The sequence below is a fragment of the Paenibacillus sp. FSL M7-0802 genome (assembly GCF_038004945.1).
Lineage (GTDB): Bacteria > Bacillota > Bacilli > Paenibacillales > Paenibacillaceae > Paenibacillus > Paenibacillus polymyxa_B.
On record NZ_JBBOSD010000001.1, the window covers coordinates 4019471 to 4038960 of the forward strand.

The window sequence follows — 19490 nt, forward strand, 5'->3', positions numbered from 1 at the left end:
CTGTACCGCTTAATGCTATTTTTGTAAAGCATCCGATTGACCTTTTCAAACATCCAGTTTGTGTTTACACACATTTTACATTGCGTTTACACTGCTGTGATGCTAGTGCGTTTCATCTAATAGTACAATAAAGGGTAACTATACTGCATGAATTGATGGAGGCCATATGTTGATAGAGAGTCAGAATAAGGATAAAGCCGGGTCAGAACGTTACTTTAACCGAGATTTAAGCTGGATTGAATTTAATCGCCGTGTGCTTCAGGAAGCTCAGGATGCAGATACACCGTTGCTGGAGAGAGCCAAATTTTTGGCGATTGTATCTAGCAATTTGGATGAGTTTATGGCTGTACGTGTTGCAGAGACGCGCGAGAAGATCAAGGCGGGTTTTATGCAAAAGGATTTTACGGGATATACCCCCTCCGGTTTGTACAAACGCCTGATCAAGCGTACCGTCTCGATGGTATCGGAACAATACCGGACCTATCGTGATATTTCTCGCCTCTTGACGAAAAAGGGTCTTTTACTGCTCGAATATGAAGGCTTAAATACGACACAGCGCAAGTCGCTGGATGCATATTTTCATGAAATTATATTTCCGGTGCTCACGCCGATGGCGGTCGATCAGAGCCGTCCTTTTCCACTCGTTCACAATAAATACGTATATTTAGCGGTCGTCTTGAGACGTCCCGGGGATACAGAGGAGGATAAACCACTTTTTGCCATTGTGCAGGTGCCTTCGAATATTCCACGTGTTGTTACGGTGCCTTTGCGGTCGAACAGCAAGAAGAAATCATTTATTTTAATTGAGGAACTAATCAAGCATCACATTCAAACGCTGTTCACCGGATATGTTCCGGAGGCGGTTCATGCCTTTCGTGTTACGCGTAACTCCGATTTGTCCATTAATGAAGAAGAGATCGAAGATTTGCTCGAAGAGATTGAAAAAGAGCTGCGTCGAAGACGACGGGGGGCGCCGGTAAGACTGGAAGTAGAAAAAGGGATTCATCCCTATGCCCTGATGGAGCTTCAACGCGAATTCAAGCTGTTCGATCATGTGTTTGAGATGGACGGGCCGTTGGATCTGACGTTTTTGTCGTCTTTTGCCGATCATTTGGAGGGGTATTCGCATTTGAAATTTCCGGCAATCAAACCACTGTATCCGGAAGAACTGCCCCCGCAAGAGGATATTTTCAACGTGCTTCGCAAACGGGACGTGCTCGTGTACCATCCGTATGAATCATTCGATGCGGTAACTGATTTTATCATTGAGGCATCAGAGGACCCGGATGTGATGGCAATCAAAATGACCCTGTACCGTGTCAACGGGGAATCGAAGCTGATTCCGGCATTGGCACGTGCGGCCGAATCGGGCAAGCAGGTAACGGTGGTGGTGGAGCTGAAAGCCCGTTTTGACGAGGAACGTAATATTGCCTGGGCGCGTACGCTTGAAAAAGCAGGCTGTCACGTAGTGTATGGGCTGGTTGGCTTGAAGACGCACGCCAAAATCATTCTTGTCATACGCCATGAGCGCAACGCACTCAAACGATATGTGCACGTAGGCACAGGCAATTATAATGAAAGCACGGCGCGCGTGTATACAGATATCGGATTGTTTACGTCGGATCCGGTACTTGGCGAGGATGCCTCCGAACTGTTTAATGAAATTACGGGATTCTCTGCGCTCAAGACTTTGCAAGCTTTTACGGTGGCTCCAACGGGAATGAAGAACAAGCTGTTTGAACTCATCCGTAGGGAAGCTGAGCAAGCATTGGCAGGTAAGCCCGCCCGGATTATTGCCAAGATCAACTCCTTATCCAATCAGGAGATGATCGATGAACTATATGCGGCTTCCCAAGCAGGTGTGAAGATTGATCTTATCATTAGAGGGGTCTGCTGTTTGCGTCCGGGTGTGGAAGGATTCAGCGAGAACATACGTGTCATCAGTATTGTAGACCGCTTCCTGGAACATTCCAGATTGTTTTATTTTGAAAATGGAGGCAATTCCGAGTTGTTTCTGTCCAGTGCGGATTGGATGACGCGAAATTTGACCCGCCGAATTGAACTGATGTGCCCGATTTATGATGACGGGATCAAAGAAATGCTGGCAGATATTCTGCATTTATCGTTAAGAGATAATGTGAAGGCACGCCAGCTTATGCCTAACGGCAGCTATCAATTTGTGTCCAGAAACGACAAAGAGGCTCCCATCAGGAGCCAATCTGAAGCGATGAAGGTTAGAAATTGGAAGAAGGTAGAATGGACCACGACAATGTAAGATTCCATGCCTTTTGGAAATCCTTGGCAACTGATTCCAGCTCCCGTTGTTCTAATATGGGTTCACTCTTGCTTTCCAGACGAAGATGCAGTGCATCATCCCCTGTAGTGGGATTGATGCTGCTAATCATTCCGGACTCACTCCGATCCATGCCAATCGCGAGCTGGAGCAGCGAGCCGAGCCGATGTACACGTTCCTCGTCGGAAGGCTCCAAAATATCCGCATGTGTGCGTAGCAAACGGGGTGTCCGGTTCTTGGGATGGTAATCCGCGATCAACGCGGCTAGTACCGTTTCCCTATGGGATAAACCGCCAATGCCTGCATGTAAGATCCAGAATACGGAATTCTGGCGGAAATGATAGTAATTCAAGGCAGCTCCCGTTTTGTAAAGAGTTGCTGCGGTCAGTAACAAGCGTTTGTCCATAGCAGCTGAGGTTCCGCTAGCTAATGTGTCATAGAGCCGGACGGCGTACTCGTTAACTCGCTTGACATGCGCTTCGCTAACCGGGACAGCAAACGAAAGGATATTGCGAATGGATGTGATAAGCGGATTAGCTACCACGGGCTGTTCAGCGTTGACCAGCTCATGAAATAGGCCGTCTCGCAGACCCGCTCCACTGACCAAATACGCGGAGCCTTGAGCAGCTTCAAATATCGTTTTCAATATAATAAGACCCGGTACAATGATGTCGGCTCTGTCCTTGGACAGGCCGGCTGTTTTTTTGCGTTTTTCATAGGGCAGATGGGGCAGACTTCCATAGAAGTAATTGACATCTTCTATCGTCATTTCGTAATGGTGCGTCACAGGAAGTGAGTAATCCAATCGTTTCTGATTGATTTTAGCCAAAGTACGCAGGGTTCCACCTAGCCCGATGAATGGCAGACCCGGATTGGAGAAGATCCAATCATGATTTTGCAGGGAAGAACGGACAAAGCTCTCCATTTCCTCAATCTGCTGAGGAGACCATTCGCCATTCTTGACCTCACGTCCAAAGCGCCAATTCATATTGACGGCGCCAAAGGGAAATGACACAGTATGCAGTCGTTCTCGATCGCGGAACAACGTAATTTCGGTACTGCCACCCCCGATGTCAATAATGATTCCGTCACTCACATTCATAGTGTTCACTACTCCCAGAAAACCGGCATAGCCTTCTTGCTCTCCGCTCAGTATTTCCAGTGTTAAATTTGTCTCCTCCGCGATCCATTGGACGATTTCGTCCGAATTCGTGGCATTGCGGATGGCTGCTGTTGCTGCTGCACGCATACGGACAACCCCGTGCATATGGCATACCGCCATAAATTGGCGCAGCAATGGAGCGATGCTTCGAATCGCCTCTCGTTCCATACGGCCGTTGGCCCCAACCTTTTCGCTCAGTCGGGCAGCTTCTTTGCATTCCTGCACAATTCGATAGGCTCCTGTCTCTGTCATTTCATAGATCACCAGACGTATGGAGTTTGAGCCAATGTCCATGATGCCAATTTTGCTATTCATGAGTTGACCTCCTTGTTGAAAAAAACGATTTGCCGGTAATTTCCGCTGCTCCGTGCAAATGGTAGTAGATTATTGTCATTGTACCAGTGATGTTCGGTGCATGCTACCGTTCGCCATGATCTTGTCGAAATAGACACATGCCACCGACAATCATCCAAGAATAGAACCTTCCTGTTGAGTATGTATAAGTATACCTGACGGCGAAAGGAGAGGGTTAGATGAGACAACTTGCAAGCAAATGGCTAAAGACGAAGGCGCTGCTGCACCATCCACATACCGCCGTTTATATACCGGAAACCTGTCTATATAGTGAAGATCAATTGCGCATGATGCTGCGGCGGCATGCTTTTGTATTTATAAAACCTGTAAAAGGAGGCGGAGGAATCGGAGTCATGCGTGTGGCAAAGGAGCGTAGAGGATACGCCTGTACGCGTATGGAGCATACACATCGGTTCAGTCATTTTAGAGCACTTGTATTCGGAATCAATAAGCTCCGAATCCAACGTCCATATCTCATTCAACAAGGCATCCAACTGGCAAGTATTCAAGGTAGACCTGTCGACTATCGAGTCAAAGTCGTGAAGGAAGGGCAGAGATGGGATTTTCGTGCGGTGGTTGCACGTCATGCTCGTCCCGGACTGGTCATTACAAATCTGTGCAAAGGGGGAACTTTGCTGAAGGGAACAGAGGCGCTTCGGATGATATATCCCCGGCGGCTTGCTATTCAAAAGCGGCGAGAAATCATTCAACTTACACAGCGCTGTATTCCTGTACTGGAAAGAAGATTTCCTGGGATCGGACAACTGGGATTTGATTACGGGCTTGATCAGAGTGGACGGGTATGGATTTTAGAGGTTAATACAAGACCTCAATAAATTTCTGATTTCTTTAAAAAAATTCCAATATAATCTATTAACAAGACGCTAAATATAATATATTTATATAAATAATAAAAATATTTTTTTTGTGTTCGAGCGTCAAAATTCTGTGTATAAATATTGTCCACATTATCCCCTGTCACATATATGGGTTAACGACACTTACCAACAATTTATACACAGGATTTCCACAATTGACTGTGGATAACAGAACGCTTGTTCCGATTTTGGTATTTTGATAGAATAGATTTTGAAATAAAAGGAAAGGTTGTGTCGAGGATGGCTATGCTGACGGATGAAATGCTTTTGGATTCCTATCAGATGGCAATCGAGCTTAAACTTGAATGTGACTTCATTGCACTGTTGCTGGCTGAGATTCACAAAAGAAAGTTAGAGATGAATACAGCCGTAGTCCTTCATTAGACCGGACAAGCTCTCGTACTGCGACTGTGAAGTCATTCAGGGTTCGGATGACTTTACGGACAATCACTGCAACGAATAGGCACACCGTAAAAAAGGGTATTTCACTCCAAAGATTCAAATTTGGAGTAAAATACCCTTTTTTGTCATAGTCTAAACTAGACTACAATTTCATGTTACTGCTGTGACCAGGAGATAACTTGGCATCTGGATCTACATAGACCTTGGCGTTGTTGACTGCCGTAGGAGCTTCACCAAAGCCGACCGCAATCAGCTTGAGCTTGCCTGGATAGGTCGTAATGTCCCCAGCGGCGAAAATGCCGGGAATATTAGTTTCCTGGCGAGAATCGACCACGATAGAGTTACTTTCGATTTCAATTCCCCATTCAGCAATTGGGCCAAGTGTGGATACAAATCCAAAGTTAACGATCACATCGTCCACTTCGATTTCCTGTGTTTCTTTGGTTTTTACATGAGCAAGAGTGACTTTTGTAATCGTGTCTTCTCCATGCAATTCTGTAATTTCCGTTGGTGTAATAACGTTTACTTTGGAAGCGAGGAGGTTTTCGACACTGTGTTCATGCGCACGGAATTTGTCACGGCGGTGAATCAATGTAACCTGTTCTGCAATCGGTTCCAGCATAAGTGCCCAGTCTACAGCAGAGTCACCACCACCACTGATTAGCACTTTTCGGCCTGCAAATTTGCTCAGGTCGCTGACAAAGTAATGCAGGTTCGTTTTTTCAAAACGTTCGGAACCTGGAAGCTCCAGTCTGCGCGGCTCGAAAGCACCCACACCAGCGGTAATAATAACCGCTTTACCATGATACTCGCCACCTTTGTCTGTTTTTACGATGAAGTGGCGTTCTTCCTTTTTCTCTAATGATACGACTTTCTCTTCTAGCTGCACCTCTGGATTAAAGTGGTTCATTTGTTGAACCAAATTGTTAACCAGTTCCTGTGCAGTCACTTTAGGAAAGCCAGCGACGTCATAGATATATTTTTCAGGATAAAGGGCTGCAAGCTGGCCGCCCAGTTGGGGCATACTTTCAATTAAGGTGACGGACGCCTGACGCATTCCCCCGTAAAAAGCGGCGAAAATACCGGCTGGACCGCCTCCGATAATAATCAGATCGCGGATTTCCGCACCTGTGGATTGAGCTGTCACTCTAAAACACCTCCGAAAGGGATAGTATGGGATTTGTAGATATTGAATCAGCCGCATAGAGGTTCAGATAGCCGCCGAACGCATGATTCACTGTTTATCATTATAAACTGCTGGGTTCCGCTTGCAAAGTTAAAGCGATTAATATTTGATGAAGACTTTTCTGTGAGTATAAATTAACCGTTTTGAGAGAACAGCTGTGAATAATTAATGATTATGTATATCGGAAGGGGTAGAAGCATGAGCAGTATTCCCAAAATTGTCATTGTGGGCGCCGGATATGGCGGTATATTGACGGCTCAGCAATTGCAAAAGGAGCTCAAGCACAATGAGGCGGATGTCACACTGATCAATCGACATGATTACCACTATATTACGACACATCTTCATATGCCTGCGGCAGGTACAGATACGATTGAACATTCAAGGATTCCGATTGCGCAGCTAATCGATGAGTTCAAGGTGGATTTAGTCAAAGGAACGGTTAAGGAAATCATACCAAAGGAGAAAAAAATCGTGCTGGAGGATGGCTCGCTGTCCTACGATTATTTGGTCATCGGACTAGGCGGGGAGCCCGAAACATTCGGTATTCCGGGGATGGATAAGTTCGCGCTGACGATTCGCAGTATTAACTCGGTTCGCCTGATTCGTGAGCATATTGAATACCAGCTGGCCTTGTATAAAAATGACGGTAAGCCAGGTCGCCTCAATTTCGTCGTAGGAGGCGCTGGTTTTAGCGGCATTGAGTTTGTAGCAGAATTGGCGGATCGATTGCCACAGCTGGCCAGAGCCTATGACATCGATTTCAACCGGATTCAAATCATTAACGTCGAGGCAGCTCCTACGGCACTGCCAGGGTTCGATCCTGAACTGGTGGAGTATGCGATGGATGTCCTTAAGCGTAAAGGAGTTACCTTCCGCATTGGAATTCCGATTAAGGAATGCTTGCAGGATGGTGTAATCGTTGGTGAGGGTGAGAAAATCGAAGCCTGCACGGTGGTCTGGACGGGAGGGATTCGTGGGAACGGATTAATTGAGAAAGCCGGATTCGAAGTGATGCGCGGAAGGGTGAAAATTGACGATTTTCTGCGTGCACCGGGCCACGATGATATTTTTATTATCGGGGACAGCTCCCTGATGTTTAATCCCGAAGGACGTCCTTATCCACCGACTGCCCAAATTGCGATGCAGCAAGGGGTCCTTTGTGCCAAGAATCTGGCCGCTACTCTTCGCAAAAAGGAGCTGCACAAGTTCGTATTTTCCAACAAAGGGACGGTTGCTTCGCTTGGAAAAGGCGAAGCCGTCGCCGTGGTGGGCAAACGTAAAATAAAAGGCTGGATCGCAGCACAGTTGAAAAAAATCGTAGATCTACGCTACCTATTCATCATTGGCGGAATTCCACTGGTACTGAAAAAAGGACGGTTTTTCTAAGGCCAAAAGGTTTCCATGACTCCTCTAAAGGAGCTTGGAGACCTTTTTTATTTAGGTGAACAAAAAAAGATATTGACTCATAACTATTAGACGACGTATAGTATGATTACTAATTACAGAGGGGGAGCTTCACATTGAATTCTGATTTTAACATCAATGCTGATCCCAGGAAAATAAATTTATTGACTGAAAAGTTTCCAAATGTGGATTCCCGATCGTTGAATACGTTAGTACTTTTCGTGCAGACAGCTCACGAGGTGTACAATGGGGTGTCTTCCAGACTGTCTGAGTATGGGGTATCTATTGGAAATCTTAAAATTCTAATGCCTTTGTATTTGTATGACCGTTCATTAACTCCGTCCGAGTTGGCTGAGTATTCCGGAGTTACACGTTCAACAGTAACCAGCGTAATTGACAAGCTGGAACGGGACGGGATCATCCGAAGAAGTACGCTAACGGATCGACGTATGACCGCGATTTCTTTGACTGATGAAGGAAAACAGTTAATGACGGAAAGAATTCCACTGTTCATTCAGCTTTTTTCGGATTTGATGAATGAATTTACGCAGGAGGATCATGATCTTTTTGCAACACTCTTACAGAAGCTTTCCTCAGGTGTTGAACGGATAAAACAGGAATAATCAAATTTCCCGGCTTAAATAGTTAGACGTCGTACTATCAGGCTCCTTATTTGTTTTTGACTATTATTTTTAACTATCATTGGCTAAATCATCATGAAGGAGAGTTTATTGTAATGAACAAAAAGATCATTGTGTACGTATTACTTATTGTCGCGTTAGGTACCGGGGGTACGCTAATGGCAATGAGCGGCAAGGATGCTGTGAGTATGGCAGCCCAACAAAAAAATACACTGCTTACGGCAGATACCGTGAATGTTGCTTTTCAGGGCGTAGGGGGAAGAGTAAACACGATTGAGGTGAAGGAAGAACAACAGGTGAAAAAAGGGGATGTGCTCATGACCCTCGATCCTGTAGACCTTGATTTGCAAATTGAGAAATTAAAAACGGATATCGCACAGGCTGATGTGAAAATAAAACAGGCTAAAGACGCGCTGCAAAATCAGTCGGAGAAAATTTCGAATTCAGAAAAACAGGGGCAATTGGACATTCAAGCCGCGCAAGCGGGAGAGTCCTTATTAAACCAAGGCACACGTGCGGAGGATATTGTAAGACAAAAGCTGGCTATTGAAGCAGCACAGCAATCGTTGGACGCAGCTCTGACAGGAGTAGAGACAGCCAAAAGAAATGCGGAAATCGCGCAAAAAACAGTAGCATCCAGACAACAGGCTCTGGACTTGGCTAAAGTGAATTACAACCGTATCCAAGCGTTATATGATGCCGGAGCTGGAACCAAAGCAGAACTGGATAACGCCAAAAACCAACTGGATAATGCCCAAATCGCGTTAGATACAGCTAAGGATCAGGTTGAAATTGCCAATAACCAGATTACAGCGGCTAGCAAACAATCGGACATTGCTAAAAATGGGATCGCTCAGCAGCAAACCGCTTTGGATAAAATGGAGGCTGGCGCGACTGCTGAGGAACGCCAGCAGGCTCGTATCAAAACAGAAAAAGCCAAGGAAGCCTTGACTCAAACCTCGCAAACACGAAAAGATGTTAAGAATAGCGAATACAATGTGGATCTTCTGGCTCAACAAAAGCAGGCATTGAGTGTTCAACTCAAAACTTTGGAATTGCAGCGCGGACGTATGGTGCTGAAGGCATCTACAGATGGTAAAGTGGCACGTATTGTACCTAAAATGGGAGAGATCGTTTCTACGGGGGCAACGGGCGCCGTTATTGAAACCAATCAGCTATACTACGATATTTATGTGGGCGAGGATTCCATATCACAGTTTAAAGCTGGGGGAAATGTGACTTCGCACGTTGTAGCTTTAGATAAAGATGTCCAAGGCAAGGTGAGGTACATTACTTCTGCCCCTCAGTATACCAACATGAGAATGAGTCGGGACAAAGGTCTGTCGGATATCAGCTCCTTCCAAATACGGGTGGATGTCCAGCGAACATCTGAATTATTACCTGGAATGACGGTAGAGGTTGTGACGAAATGAAGGCGTTTATAGAAGAATGGAAGCTGATGATCAGCGGCAAAATGGTTTTTATTATGCTGCTCGTTCCTATCGTTGTAGCTGTTGCCTTTGGATTTGTTTTTAAAAATAATCAGCTTAACGATGCCTCTGTAGCTGTAGTCGATTTAGATCATAGCAGTTATAGCCGACAGCTTATTAATAAATTAGATGCATCGCAGTATATTGATGTACGCCATGTGCAAGAGAACGAAACCGATCCGAATTTACTTTTATATAATGAAAAGTTTTTTGCGGTGATTTACCTTCCAGCTGGGTTGGAGGAAAATAGGATTAAAGGAGTTCAGAGCAACATCGGTTTTTATGTAGATAATACGGTAGGTCAGGCTACTGGAAATCTACGCTCGGCAGTCACAGAGATCATGGCGACGGAAAATGCGATGCTGGCTGGTGGTGGATTAAAGGGTATGGGAATGAGTGACAGTCAGGTTACAGGGCTTACTTCCAATATGCTGCTTCAGCAGCGCCTGTTATATAATCCTACCAATGCTACTTTGATGACCTCGGTTATGGGGTTCATTAATACGGTCATGATTTCACTAATTGGTGCTACTGTACTGACAATTGTCCCGCGATTGCGGGAGCAAGGAAGATTAAAAGAGGAGCTTCAGCATTCGTATAGCTTGATTCTTAGGGTGTTGCCGTATGCGTTAGTAGGATGTGTGTCCTTTTACCTGTCCATTGGTTTACTTAAGCAAATTGGCGGACTACGCTTTGAAGCGAATGTATGGCAGCTCAGTATTCCATTTCTCCTGTACACGATTACGTTGGGTTTGTTTGCGATGGCTTTAGGGTGGAATGCGGCCAATCCTGGAAAAGCTTCCCCACGCCTCATGCTAATTATACTGCCTTCGTTTTTACTGAGCGGCGCTCAATTGCCAGTGGCTATGCTGCCTCCATCGCTGCAATATATAAGTAACATTCTCCCATTGACCTGGCATTTCAAGTTTTTAAGAGGTATGGGCTTTAAAGGTGGAAGCTTAAAATATTTTATTCCCGAATTGGGGGGATTTTTGATCTTACTAAGTGGTTTGCTGCTTATTATCTTTATCCTGATCGCTTTGGAGAAAAGAAAGCTGGCGAAAAGTGAGGATACATCCGTAGGGGGCGAGCCTGTGCTGCAATAATCGGAGATATCATTCCTTGGTTATGACCTGGCAATCATAAAGAATACGATTTAATCAGGCACCCGTGAGGGGCCTTTTCTCTTCTATTATAGCTTTAGGTCTTATAAAAAAGGATTCCGTCGTCCCGAAAGTGGGAGTTCGCGGAATCCTTGATTGTATGTTGCGACATAGTTCCGACGCTTATGGTTTACAGCTTCAACATGTCTTCAAATGTCTCTTCATTTAACACACTGCCGACATAGAAGGAGCCGAATTCACCGTAACGGGCACTGACTTCATCAAAACGCATTTCGTAGATTAGCTTCTTGAACTGAAGTGCGTCATCGGAGAACAGTGTTACGCCCCATTCCCAATCGTCAAAGCCGACGGAACCGGAAATAATTTGCTTTACTTTGCCAGCATAGCTGCGTCCAATTAAACCGTGGCTGCGCATCAAGGTGCGACGCTCGTCCATCGAAAGCATGTACCAGTTATCGTCCAGATCACGTTTTTTGTTCATTGGATAGAAGCAAATATAACGGGCCTTGTTTAATACGGGCTTCAAGCGTGCGACAATTTGTGGATTTTGCATGGGATCTTCATCCTTGCTCAAATAATTACTCAGTTCCACCACACTCACATAAGAATAGGTTTTGGTTGTATATTTGGCGAAGGTTGTTTTGTTAAAATCATTTTCCAGTTTATTGAGGTCTTCCAGCGTTTCGCGCAGGTGCATCATGACAAAATCAGCCTTTTGTCCGACAACAGTATAGACAGCTGAACTGCCCAGACCCGCTTCCTCGGTAACGTTCCATTCCTTCATAAACTCTTGAAGCTCGTCCAGTGCTCCGGCGCGCTCTTCATCGTCTGCGGTCTTCCATGCTGTCCAGTTGATGGACCGGAAATCGTGAAGCGCATACCAGCCTTCCAGTGTGGAGGCTACTTCGTTGGGAGTTGCTGGGGTTTGTTGAGGTTGATGTTGACTCACGATCTACACTCCTTTACGTCTGTAAATGATAATCAGCTTAGCCGAAATATGTGTACTTCCTTATATCATTCCTGTATCCAATACGTGATGCTTAACCATTATATTGTAGCTCAAAGTAAAGCTTTTCACCAATGAAAGAAGTGTGAAGAATTTTATTTTTACCATGATACAGGTCACAAAGTCTTAAAATAGTTAGTATTCTCGAAAAAAGTAGAACTCAGACGAATACGGCTGCCAAAAAGGAGAACAATTGCCCTTATTTTGTTGGTCCCACGAGAAGGCAAGTATGATAGAATAGAAAAACATCTTGGAGACCGTTATGTCAGGAAAGGAAGAATGTTGGAATGCGGATGAAAAACCTGCTGCACTATACTGAGAACCACCGCTACTGCGTTTATCGGGAATTTGGCTTGAGCGCACTGGATGAATTGATGCTGGGAAGCGTCTATCAGCCGATGGTAGGCGCATTTGCGGTCAGTCTGTATCGACTGTTGTTCCAGCATGTGCCAGTCGGACAAATCGGTTATTCGCCGTTGGAACAGCAGCGTCGCCTTTTTCTGACACTGGGACTGGAGCCGAGTGAGAAGGGACGCAAGTATTTGATTGAACAGACCTCCAAGCTGGAGGCCGTCGGTCTGTTACAGACGTCCAGGCTGTATGCACCCGAAACGGACGACTATATGTATGAATATGAGATGCAGCCGCCGCTCGCACCTGCTGAATTTTTCAGAACGCAGCATCTCACCCTTTTGTTGAGAGACAAAATCGGTAAGTTTGCAGTGCTTTCTCTGAGAGAATCGTTGTGGAGTAGGGAATCTAGCGAATGGTCGCAATCTTCTTATAATAAAGAAAATATTTCGATTCCTTTCTACGAGTTATTTGAATTGAATACCCATGTTATAGATTACGAACTGGAACAGGCGCTGTCCGAGGTGTCCACTAGCCGTCAGACTGGACCACTAGCGTCAGAATCGGAGGAAGCATTGAATTATGCAGATATTATTCTCCGTTTTCCGCGTGAATCTGCCAATCGCAAGCACGTGGAGCGTCTCCGGTTTGAACACGAGCAGTTAGGCATGGTCAATTACGTTGTTCGCAAATTTGACCTTTCTGTACAGGATATTAGTCGCTTGCTGGATGAGGATGGTATTTTTACCGAAGCAGGCGACTTGTTGCTTGACGAGCTTCAGCTTCGGGCTAGTCAGCACTCCAGACAGGATCGGAAGCGTCAGGAGGAACAGCAGGTACAGGCCGCCAAAGTGGTCGCCTTGCGCCAAAGAGAAGCTTCCACACCTGAAGAGCCGCCTGCAGAACAGGCTGTGGAAATGGAATTTTATGTGGAGGTTCCACCACAATTCACAGCCAAGTGTGACATTCACCAATATAATATGATGTTGCGCAACGAGCCTTATCGCCGTTTGCTGCAAACCTTTTTCCCCGGCACGGTTCCCGGTAACCTGCTGGATATATTTGAGAAAATTGATATCAGCTATAAGCTGCCCGGTGAAGTCATCAATGTGCTGATCCATTATTTGATGTCACTGCTCGTATCGGGGAGCGATCAGCGAATTAACCGAAACTTTGTCGAGGCCGTTGCTTCCAACATGCTGCTTAAGCAGGTAAACACTTACGAAAAAGCCGTTCAATATATAAGGGATCAAGCCAAGGTAAAAGGAAAACAGTCCTCTGCTTCTCCTTCCGGCGGCCGATCCCGCGCATATGCCAAAAATAACGGGCCAGCCAAGCCATCCATTCCAATCGTTCAGGATCACCCTTCCGAGGAGTCTGTATCTGAGGAAGAATTGGATGAACTGCTGCGTCTGGCCGAACGAATGCAATCCGGAAAACAGAAAAAAGTCTAGTGAATTTTAGGTTTTATGAAACTATTAAGCGAAGCCAATTCAAATAGATGTCGACTTTATGGCGGTCAGTAGCGGAGCGGATGGAATCGTTCTGGAGAAGCGATAGCGTTCGCCTTTGCCACCGGATTTTCACCTTTAAATTTCTATTACGATAGAAAAAATCTGGTGGCAACAGCATCGTAAGAATGATCCATCCGCGAAGCGTCTCCCCCATAACTCTGCACATTTTAAGAAAGGAGGAGCGTTCTTGGAATCACTGGGCGATTTGCTACAGCAGATGCAGAACCCTTCGTTTCGCCAGCGCACTCGCAATGTAGCCGATCAAGTTCTAAATGATCCGCTCGTGCAGGAGTTTTGTGCTGCGCATCCTGATGTGGACGAAACACAATTGCGACTCAACATGAGCATGCTCTTTCAGTATGCCCGGGATCGTCGAAATTGCGACAATTGTCCGGGGCTGGAACGGTGTCCTAACGATTTTCAGGGCCACTTTTGTAAGCTGGGCGTGGAATATCCGAATGGAACAGCCGAAATCGTGGACATTCGGACCCCATGTGCGAAGTTGGTTGCTTCCCAACATGAACAACGGGTGCGTCAGAGAATTAAAAGCTTTTATGTGGATGAACGGGCACTTCTGGAGGGATATAACGCTCTTGAGATTGCGCGCAAAGATTCACAACGTATGCCTGCCGTCACACAGCTATTCCGTTATATTGAAGAAACGAAAAGTCAGGGTCTATCCAAAAAAGGACTGTATCTGGAAGGTACGTTTGGTACGGGTAAAACTTTTTTGATGGGCTATCTATTGCACGAGCTGGCTCTGTCGGGTCTGAACGGTGTGATCGTGTATATGCCTGATTTTGTGGAGGACTTAAAGTCCATGATTCAGGATGGACAGAAGCTGAAGGAAACGACCGAAATGCTCAAAAATTGTGATCTGCTCGTATTTGACGATATTGGTGCCGAAAATCTAAGCCCGTGGGTACGGGACCATGTGATGGGTTCCATTTTGAATTACCGAATGAACCGCAAACCTACTTTTTATACTTCCAATTATTCGTTGCAGGGGCTGGAGAAGCATCTCAGCTTTACGAGCAAGGACGGAGAGGAAATGTACAAAGGACAACGCTTGATGGACCGGATTCGTCCTTTTGTAGATGTCATTACCGTAAAGGGAAAAAATCAGCGGGGGTAAGCGTTTATCCGTCTGCTATTTTGATATCTTACAATTAAAAGACTATTGTGATATAATTAAAAGGTGTCGAAACAGACATTACAGGTTATAATAATCTTGACTTTTCTATAAAGGAGGAACATACAATGGCAATTGTTAACGTGTCCGATCAATCCTTCAACGCAGAAGTCGAAGGCACAGGAACCGTTTTGGTTGATTTTTGGGCGCCATGGTGCGGTCCTTGCAAAATGATCGCTCCCATTCTGGAGGATCTGTCCACAGAAGTTGGCGACAGCGTCAAAATCGCGAAGGTGAACGTGGATGAAAATCCAGAGTCTGCTTCCCGTTTCGGCGTGATGAGTATTCCTACCCTGATCGTTTTCAAAGACGGACAGCCTGTTGATAAAGTGGTAGGTCTAAACTCCAAAGAAGCGCTGAAAAGCATGCTTACTAAACACCAATAATCATCGCATGTGACCCATGCTCCCGCGGGGGCTTGGTGGAGCGGCCATGAAAGGTCAATGCCTCCGGTTGTAAATACCGGGGGCGTTTTTGTGTATTATTCCTATATATTATAAGTAGTTAGTTGAGCAGTCATTAAGAATGGAAGGAGGAACCGGGCGAATGAAACCTTATGCGGAGGACTTGCAGAATCAGGAGAAGGCGCTGGAAAACATACGGCACAAATTAGCGTTACTGCCGGATGCATCAGGCTGTTACCTGATGAAGAACAGCGAAGGCACCATTATTTATGTCGGCAAGGCCAAAGTGTTGAAAAACCGGGTCCGTTCCTATTTTACAGGTAGCCATAACGGCAAGACGCAGCGACTGGTTTCCGATATCCGTGATTTTGAATATATCGTTACAGGCAGTAATATGGAGGCGCTCATTTTGGAGTGCAACCTCATTAAAAAGTACCAGCCGCGCTATAACGTGCTATTGAAGGATGATAAAACCTTTCCGTATTTGAAAATTACGAACGAGGCACACCCTAAGCTGGAGGTGACCCGTCGCGTTCTGAAAGATAAAGCAAAATATTTTGGACCGTACCCCAATTCCTACGCGGCACATCAGACGAAGAAGCTGCTGGATCGTATGTATCCGTTACGCAAGTGTGGTGTGATGCCCAAGGAAGTGTGCCTGTATTATCACATGCATCAATGTTTGGGGCCTTGTGTGAAAGAGGTCGAGAAGGAAACGTATGAGCAGATTGGTCAGGAGATTGGTTCCTTTTTGAGCGGGGGACATGAGGAAATTAAAAAGGATCTTCAGCGTAAAATGCAGGAGGCCGCAGAGGAATTGTATTTTGAGCGGGCCAAGGAGCTGCGAGATCAGATTATCAGCATCGACGCGATGATGGAAAAGCAGAAAATCACCACATCGGATGCGAAAGATCGAGATGTATTCGGTTTTTCAGTAGATAAGGGCTGGATGTGTGTACAAATCCTATATGTCCGCAAAGGTAAAATGATCGAGCGCCATATGTCGACTTTTCCTTTCTACGGTGAGGCTTACAGTGATTTTATGTCCTATGTGACGCAATATTATAGTGACAACCCAGCAGTGCCGCAGGAAATATTGCTGCCGGATTCTCCTAAGATGATGCAGGCGGAACAGGTCAATGTCGATCAACCGGTTGCGGCAGAAACTGCACTTCACAGTGCACCTATAGCCGATGCTACCGGACAGACAGATGACAAAGCGATACAAACGGAGACAGAGCATTCTGCTGACTCATTGCTGGTGGCTGAAGAACGAGCAGCTTATGCAGCAGCAACGAATCAAGGTCAAGTTGGTGACCAAGATGCAGAGATAAAGGAAACAGAAACCCAACTATCCGGTGGACTGGAGGACCCAGCTACGGCGGCTCTCGCTCTGGCTGAATGGTTGGATGTTAAGGTACTTGTACCGCAGCGTGGACTGAAAAAGCAAATGACAGGCATGGCGACGGAAAATGCACGTGTTGCTTTGGATGAGAAGTTTAAGCTGATCGAGCGGGATGAGGAACGGACATCCAAAGCTGCAAGCAATCTCGGACGTGCCATTGGGCTGGATAGCTTGCACCGGGTGGAGGCGTTTGATAACTCCAACATCCAGGGTTCCGATCCAGTCTCCGCCATGATCGTGTTTATTGATGGCAAGCCTGCCAAGAAGGAGTATCGAAAATATAAGATCCGTTCTGTACAGGGACCCGATGATTATGAAACGATGCGTGAGGTTATTCGGCGTAGATATGAACGTGTGCTTAAGGAAAATCTGGAACGTCCCGACTTGATCGTTGTGGATGGTGGACGTGGACAAATTAAGGCGGCGACCGATGTACTGCAAAATGAGCTGGGTTTGTTCATTCCTGTGTGTGGTCTGGTGAAGGATGCCAAACATAGAACTTCCCAACTATTAGTGGGAGAGTCCTCTGAGGCCGTGACACTTGCACGCAATAGCGAAGAATTTTATCTGCTGCAACGGATTCAGGACGAGGTTCACCGTTTTGCCATCACGTTCCACCGCGAGCAACGCGGCAAATCTATGGTGACTTCTCGGTTGGACTCTATTCCAGGCATCGGCGAGAAACGGCGTAAGTTACTGCTCAAGCATTTTGGATCACTCAAAAAAATAAGAGAGGCCAGCGTTGAAGAATTCCGGCCTCTCTCTATTGGGGATAAGCTTGCGCGTCAGATTATAGCTGCCCTTCGGGAGGAGGAGTCGTAGAATACGGCTCCTCTTTTTTAATAGGTTCAAACATAATTCGATTTGGCTTTTTAGGACTAAACCAATAAATGATGTAGCCCACAATGGCTGGAAGTAAGATCCAGAATAGACCAGCGCTCACATTCACAGTGTCTCCCAGACTCATTACACTAAGCCCCATTAGAATGCTGTCAAAAATAACGTGGCTGAACATGGCGGCAATAAAACCGTAACGCAGGAACACAAAACTGAACAGCAAACCAAGAAAAGTCAGCTCAATAGGTCTAGAAATCACCGGATAGATCGGATAAAGTGTATGTCCCAGTGCCCAAATCAGCGTGGTGATCAGACAAGCAACAAAAGTGTTTTTCACTATTTTTTTGACCATCGGAATACCAAACAGACGGTAGACAGTCTCTTCTCCAATACCTGCCATCCAGGCCATAATCGGCAGTAACCATGGATAAGCCATATTGTAAGGGGATTGCGTGGCATCTGTTGTGGAGAATGTATTAAATGTGCGCTCCAGTATAAAGAATAAGATGGATTGTACCCCGAGTAAAATAAAGGCCCACAAGTAGCCAACATACATACTGCGAAGCACATACAGCCCGTAGCCCGGCTCTTTCGCACGCGGCCATGCATTCAGTCCAACCTGACGCATAAGTCCGTCACCGCCGACCAAGGAGAAGTAGAGCGCTACTGCCATGAAGAAGGTAACACCAATCTGGAACACCATAAGAAATATAAGCATGCCCTTACCGCCTGCTTCTGCTTGCAATAAAGGCAGCATGTTCATTGTCCCAGCTATACTTGCAATAAAGTATAGCTGGGACAGAACAATGCCGCGTACAAATGAAGTATGTCGTCGGGTGAGTGACGCATACACAATGGCAAGAACACCCAGCACAAAGCTAAATAGGGCATAACCCGCATAGGTCATCCAATTCGCCCAAAATGTTTGCTTTTCGATATAATCGGTATAGGACGACGGGGCCGAAAAGCTTTGAGAGAAGGAGCGAACATCACCGTCTTCGAAAGTAAAAGCCAGTGTAAGTACCGAGGCGCCGATTTTTTTATCGTCTACGGTATACTTTAATCCACCTTCTTTTTCAGTGGTGGCGAGCTTCAAGTCCGACGGCTTAAAGCCAAAGCGCTTGACCCATACTGCGGCCGCCTGCTCCTTGGCTTCAAGCGTCATGCCGTCCTCAGCTACACGTATAAGCCTGTTACGTGCTTCTTCATCCGTAGAAATATCAGCCTGTGTGTAATTGGTACTGGAGGTGATCCGTTTAAAGCTAACGACCTTCCCAGTGGATAAATCCACATGAATTTGCAGTTTGCTTTTCGCTGAGGATTCAGGCAGATCAACCCGAAAGGTTTCGTAAGGGTAATTTTTCTTCCATGTACGGTCGTACTGTTGAAGCAGTTTTTCTCTAGATAAATAACCGTACAAATCTGTTTCGGCCTGATAGGTCACGACAGGCTCCTCTGGCTGTGATTCAGTATAGCCCAACTCGGAGCGGGCAAAGTCCAATGCGTGTATGACCGCTTCTTGTTTGCTGATGACCTTTGCGTTCATTACTGATTCTGGACTCGGATTACTAAGCGAGGGAATAAGCAATTGAAAGATAAAAAAGCAAATCAGGCCAATCCCGCCCAGCAAGCCTAATTTTTTGAAGTTGGCCGTGAGCACGACCGGTTTCCCGATAGGATTCATGAGTTTCCTCCTTAATCTGTAAATAAGAACATCCATTAAAGATATCATACTGCACAGGTTCCCGCCAACAGACCAGCGATATTCATGAAAATAGAGTGAAAGCACTTTAAAGTTCCAATAAAATAAGATAAGCTGCGATTAAACGATGCCCATTCGCAAA

General features: G+C 45.8%; 15 protein-coding genes. 11 read left to right on the forward strand and 4 right to left on the reverse strand.

The annotated features are described in order from the left end of the window. Window positions 1–166: 166 nt before the first annotated feature. Entirely contained in the window at window positions 167–2275 is a 2109-nt protein-coding gene (ppk1, locus tag MHB54_RS18520) for a polyphosphate kinase 1 (protein ID WP_023990162.1), read from the forward strand. On the opposite strand, the gene MHB54_RS18525 is transcribed toward ppk1, so the two are convergent. Further along, window positions 2235–3770, reverse strand: coding sequence for a Ppx/GppA phosphatase family protein (locus MHB54_RS18525; RefSeq protein WP_069080304.1), 1536 nt, complete (start codon window positions 3768–3770; stop codon window positions 2235–2237). The genes ppk1 and MHB54_RS18525 overlap by 41 nt on opposite strands. 218 nt (window positions 3771–3988) lie before the next feature. Between MHB54_RS18525 and MHB54_RS18530 the strand changes: the two genes are divergently transcribed. Beyond that, window positions 3989–4645, forward strand: coding sequence for a YheC/YheD family protein (locus tag MHB54_RS18530; RefSeq protein ID WP_023990160.1), 657 nt, complete (start codon window positions 3989–3991; stop codon window positions 4643–4645). 282 nt (window positions 4646–4927) lie between these two features. After that, window positions 4928–5071, forward strand: a complete 144-nt coding sequence (locus tag MHB54_RS18535) for a sporulation histidine kinase inhibitor Sda (RefSeq protein ID WP_023990158.1) — start codon at window positions 4928–4930, stop codon at window positions 5069–5071. Between the two features lie 160 nt (window positions 5072–5231). Here the strand turns inward: MHB54_RS18535 and MHB54_RS18540 are convergent, their stop codons facing one another. Further along, a complete protein-coding gene (locus tag MHB54_RS18540) occupies window positions 5232–6236 on the reverse strand; it encodes an NAD(P)/FAD-dependent oxidoreductase (RefSeq protein WP_076159668.1) in 1005 nt (334 codons plus the stop codon). Window positions 6237–6473: 237 nt separating this feature from the next. On the opposite strand from MHB54_RS18540, the gene MHB54_RS18545 reads away from it, so the two are divergent. The 4 genes from MHB54_RS18545 to MHB54_RS18560 all read left to right on the forward strand — a co-directional run bounded on the left by MHB54_RS18545 (window position 6474) and on the right by MHB54_RS18560 (window position 10919). Next, entirely contained in the window at window positions 6474–7664 is a 1191-nt protein-coding gene (locus MHB54_RS18545; RefSeq protein ID WP_264454565.1) for an NAD(P)/FAD-dependent oxidoreductase, read from the forward strand. 134 nt (window positions 7665–7798) lie between these two features. Beyond that, the gene (locus MHB54_RS18550) at window positions 7799–8305 is read left to right on the forward strand and encodes a MarR family winged helix-turn-helix transcriptional regulator (protein ID WP_069080305.1); all 507 of its coding nucleotides are present in this window, start codon (window positions 7799–7801) and stop codon (window positions 8303–8305) included. Between the two features lie 113 nt (window positions 8306–8418). Next, window positions 8419–9756: an HlyD family secretion protein gene (locus tag MHB54_RS18555; protein WP_023990154.1), complete on the forward strand. Its 1338-nt coding sequence runs from the start codon at window positions 8419–8421 to the stop codon at window positions 9754–9756. Next, window positions 9753–10919, forward strand: coding sequence for an ABC transporter permease (locus tag MHB54_RS18560; protein WP_068941833.1), 1167 nt, complete (start codon window positions 9753–9755; stop codon window positions 10917–10919). The genes MHB54_RS18555 and MHB54_RS18560 overlap by 4 nt, the downstream gene beginning before the upstream one ends. 187 nt (window positions 10920–11106) lie before the next feature. Here the strand turns inward: MHB54_RS18560 and hemQ are convergent, their stop codons facing one another. Further along, entirely contained in the window at window positions 11107–11886 is a 780-nt protein-coding gene (hemQ, locus tag MHB54_RS18565) for a hydrogen peroxide-dependent heme synthase (RefSeq protein WP_023990152.1), read from the reverse strand. Window positions 11887–12230: 344 nt separating this feature from the next. Here hemQ and MHB54_RS18570 point away from each other — a divergent pair, with 344 nt between their 5' ends. From MHB54_RS18570 to uvrC, 4 genes are all read left to right on the forward strand, one after another. Continuing rightward, window positions 12231–13748: a DnaD domain protein gene (locus MHB54_RS18570; RefSeq protein ID WP_264454568.1), complete on the forward strand. Its 1518-nt coding sequence runs from the start codon at window positions 12231–12233 to the stop codon at window positions 13746–13748. A 247-nt stretch (window positions 13749–13995) separates the two neighbouring features. After that, window positions 13996–14943: a primosomal protein DnaI gene (gene dnaI, locus MHB54_RS18575; RefSeq protein ID WP_025724035.1), complete on the forward strand. Its 948-nt coding sequence runs from the start codon at window positions 13996–13998 to the stop codon at window positions 14941–14943. Between the two features lie 125 nt (window positions 14944–15068). After that, entirely contained in the window at window positions 15069–15386 is a 318-nt protein-coding gene (trxA, locus tag MHB54_RS18580; protein WP_010347861.1) for a thioredoxin, read from the forward strand. 160 nt (window positions 15387–15546) lie between these two features. Next, a complete protein-coding gene (uvrC, locus tag MHB54_RS18585; RefSeq protein ID WP_264454575.1) occupies window positions 15547–17631 on the forward strand; it encodes an excinuclease ABC subunit UvrC in 2085 nt (694 codons plus the stop codon). On the opposite strand, the gene MHB54_RS18590 is transcribed toward uvrC, so the two are convergent. Continuing rightward, a complete protein-coding gene (locus tag MHB54_RS18590; RefSeq protein WP_264454577.1) occupies window positions 17600–19330 on the reverse strand; it encodes a CPBP family intramembrane glutamic endopeptidase in 1731 nt (576 codons plus the stop codon). The genes uvrC and MHB54_RS18590 overlap by 32 nt on opposite strands. Window positions 19331–19490: the final 160 nt, after the last annotated feature.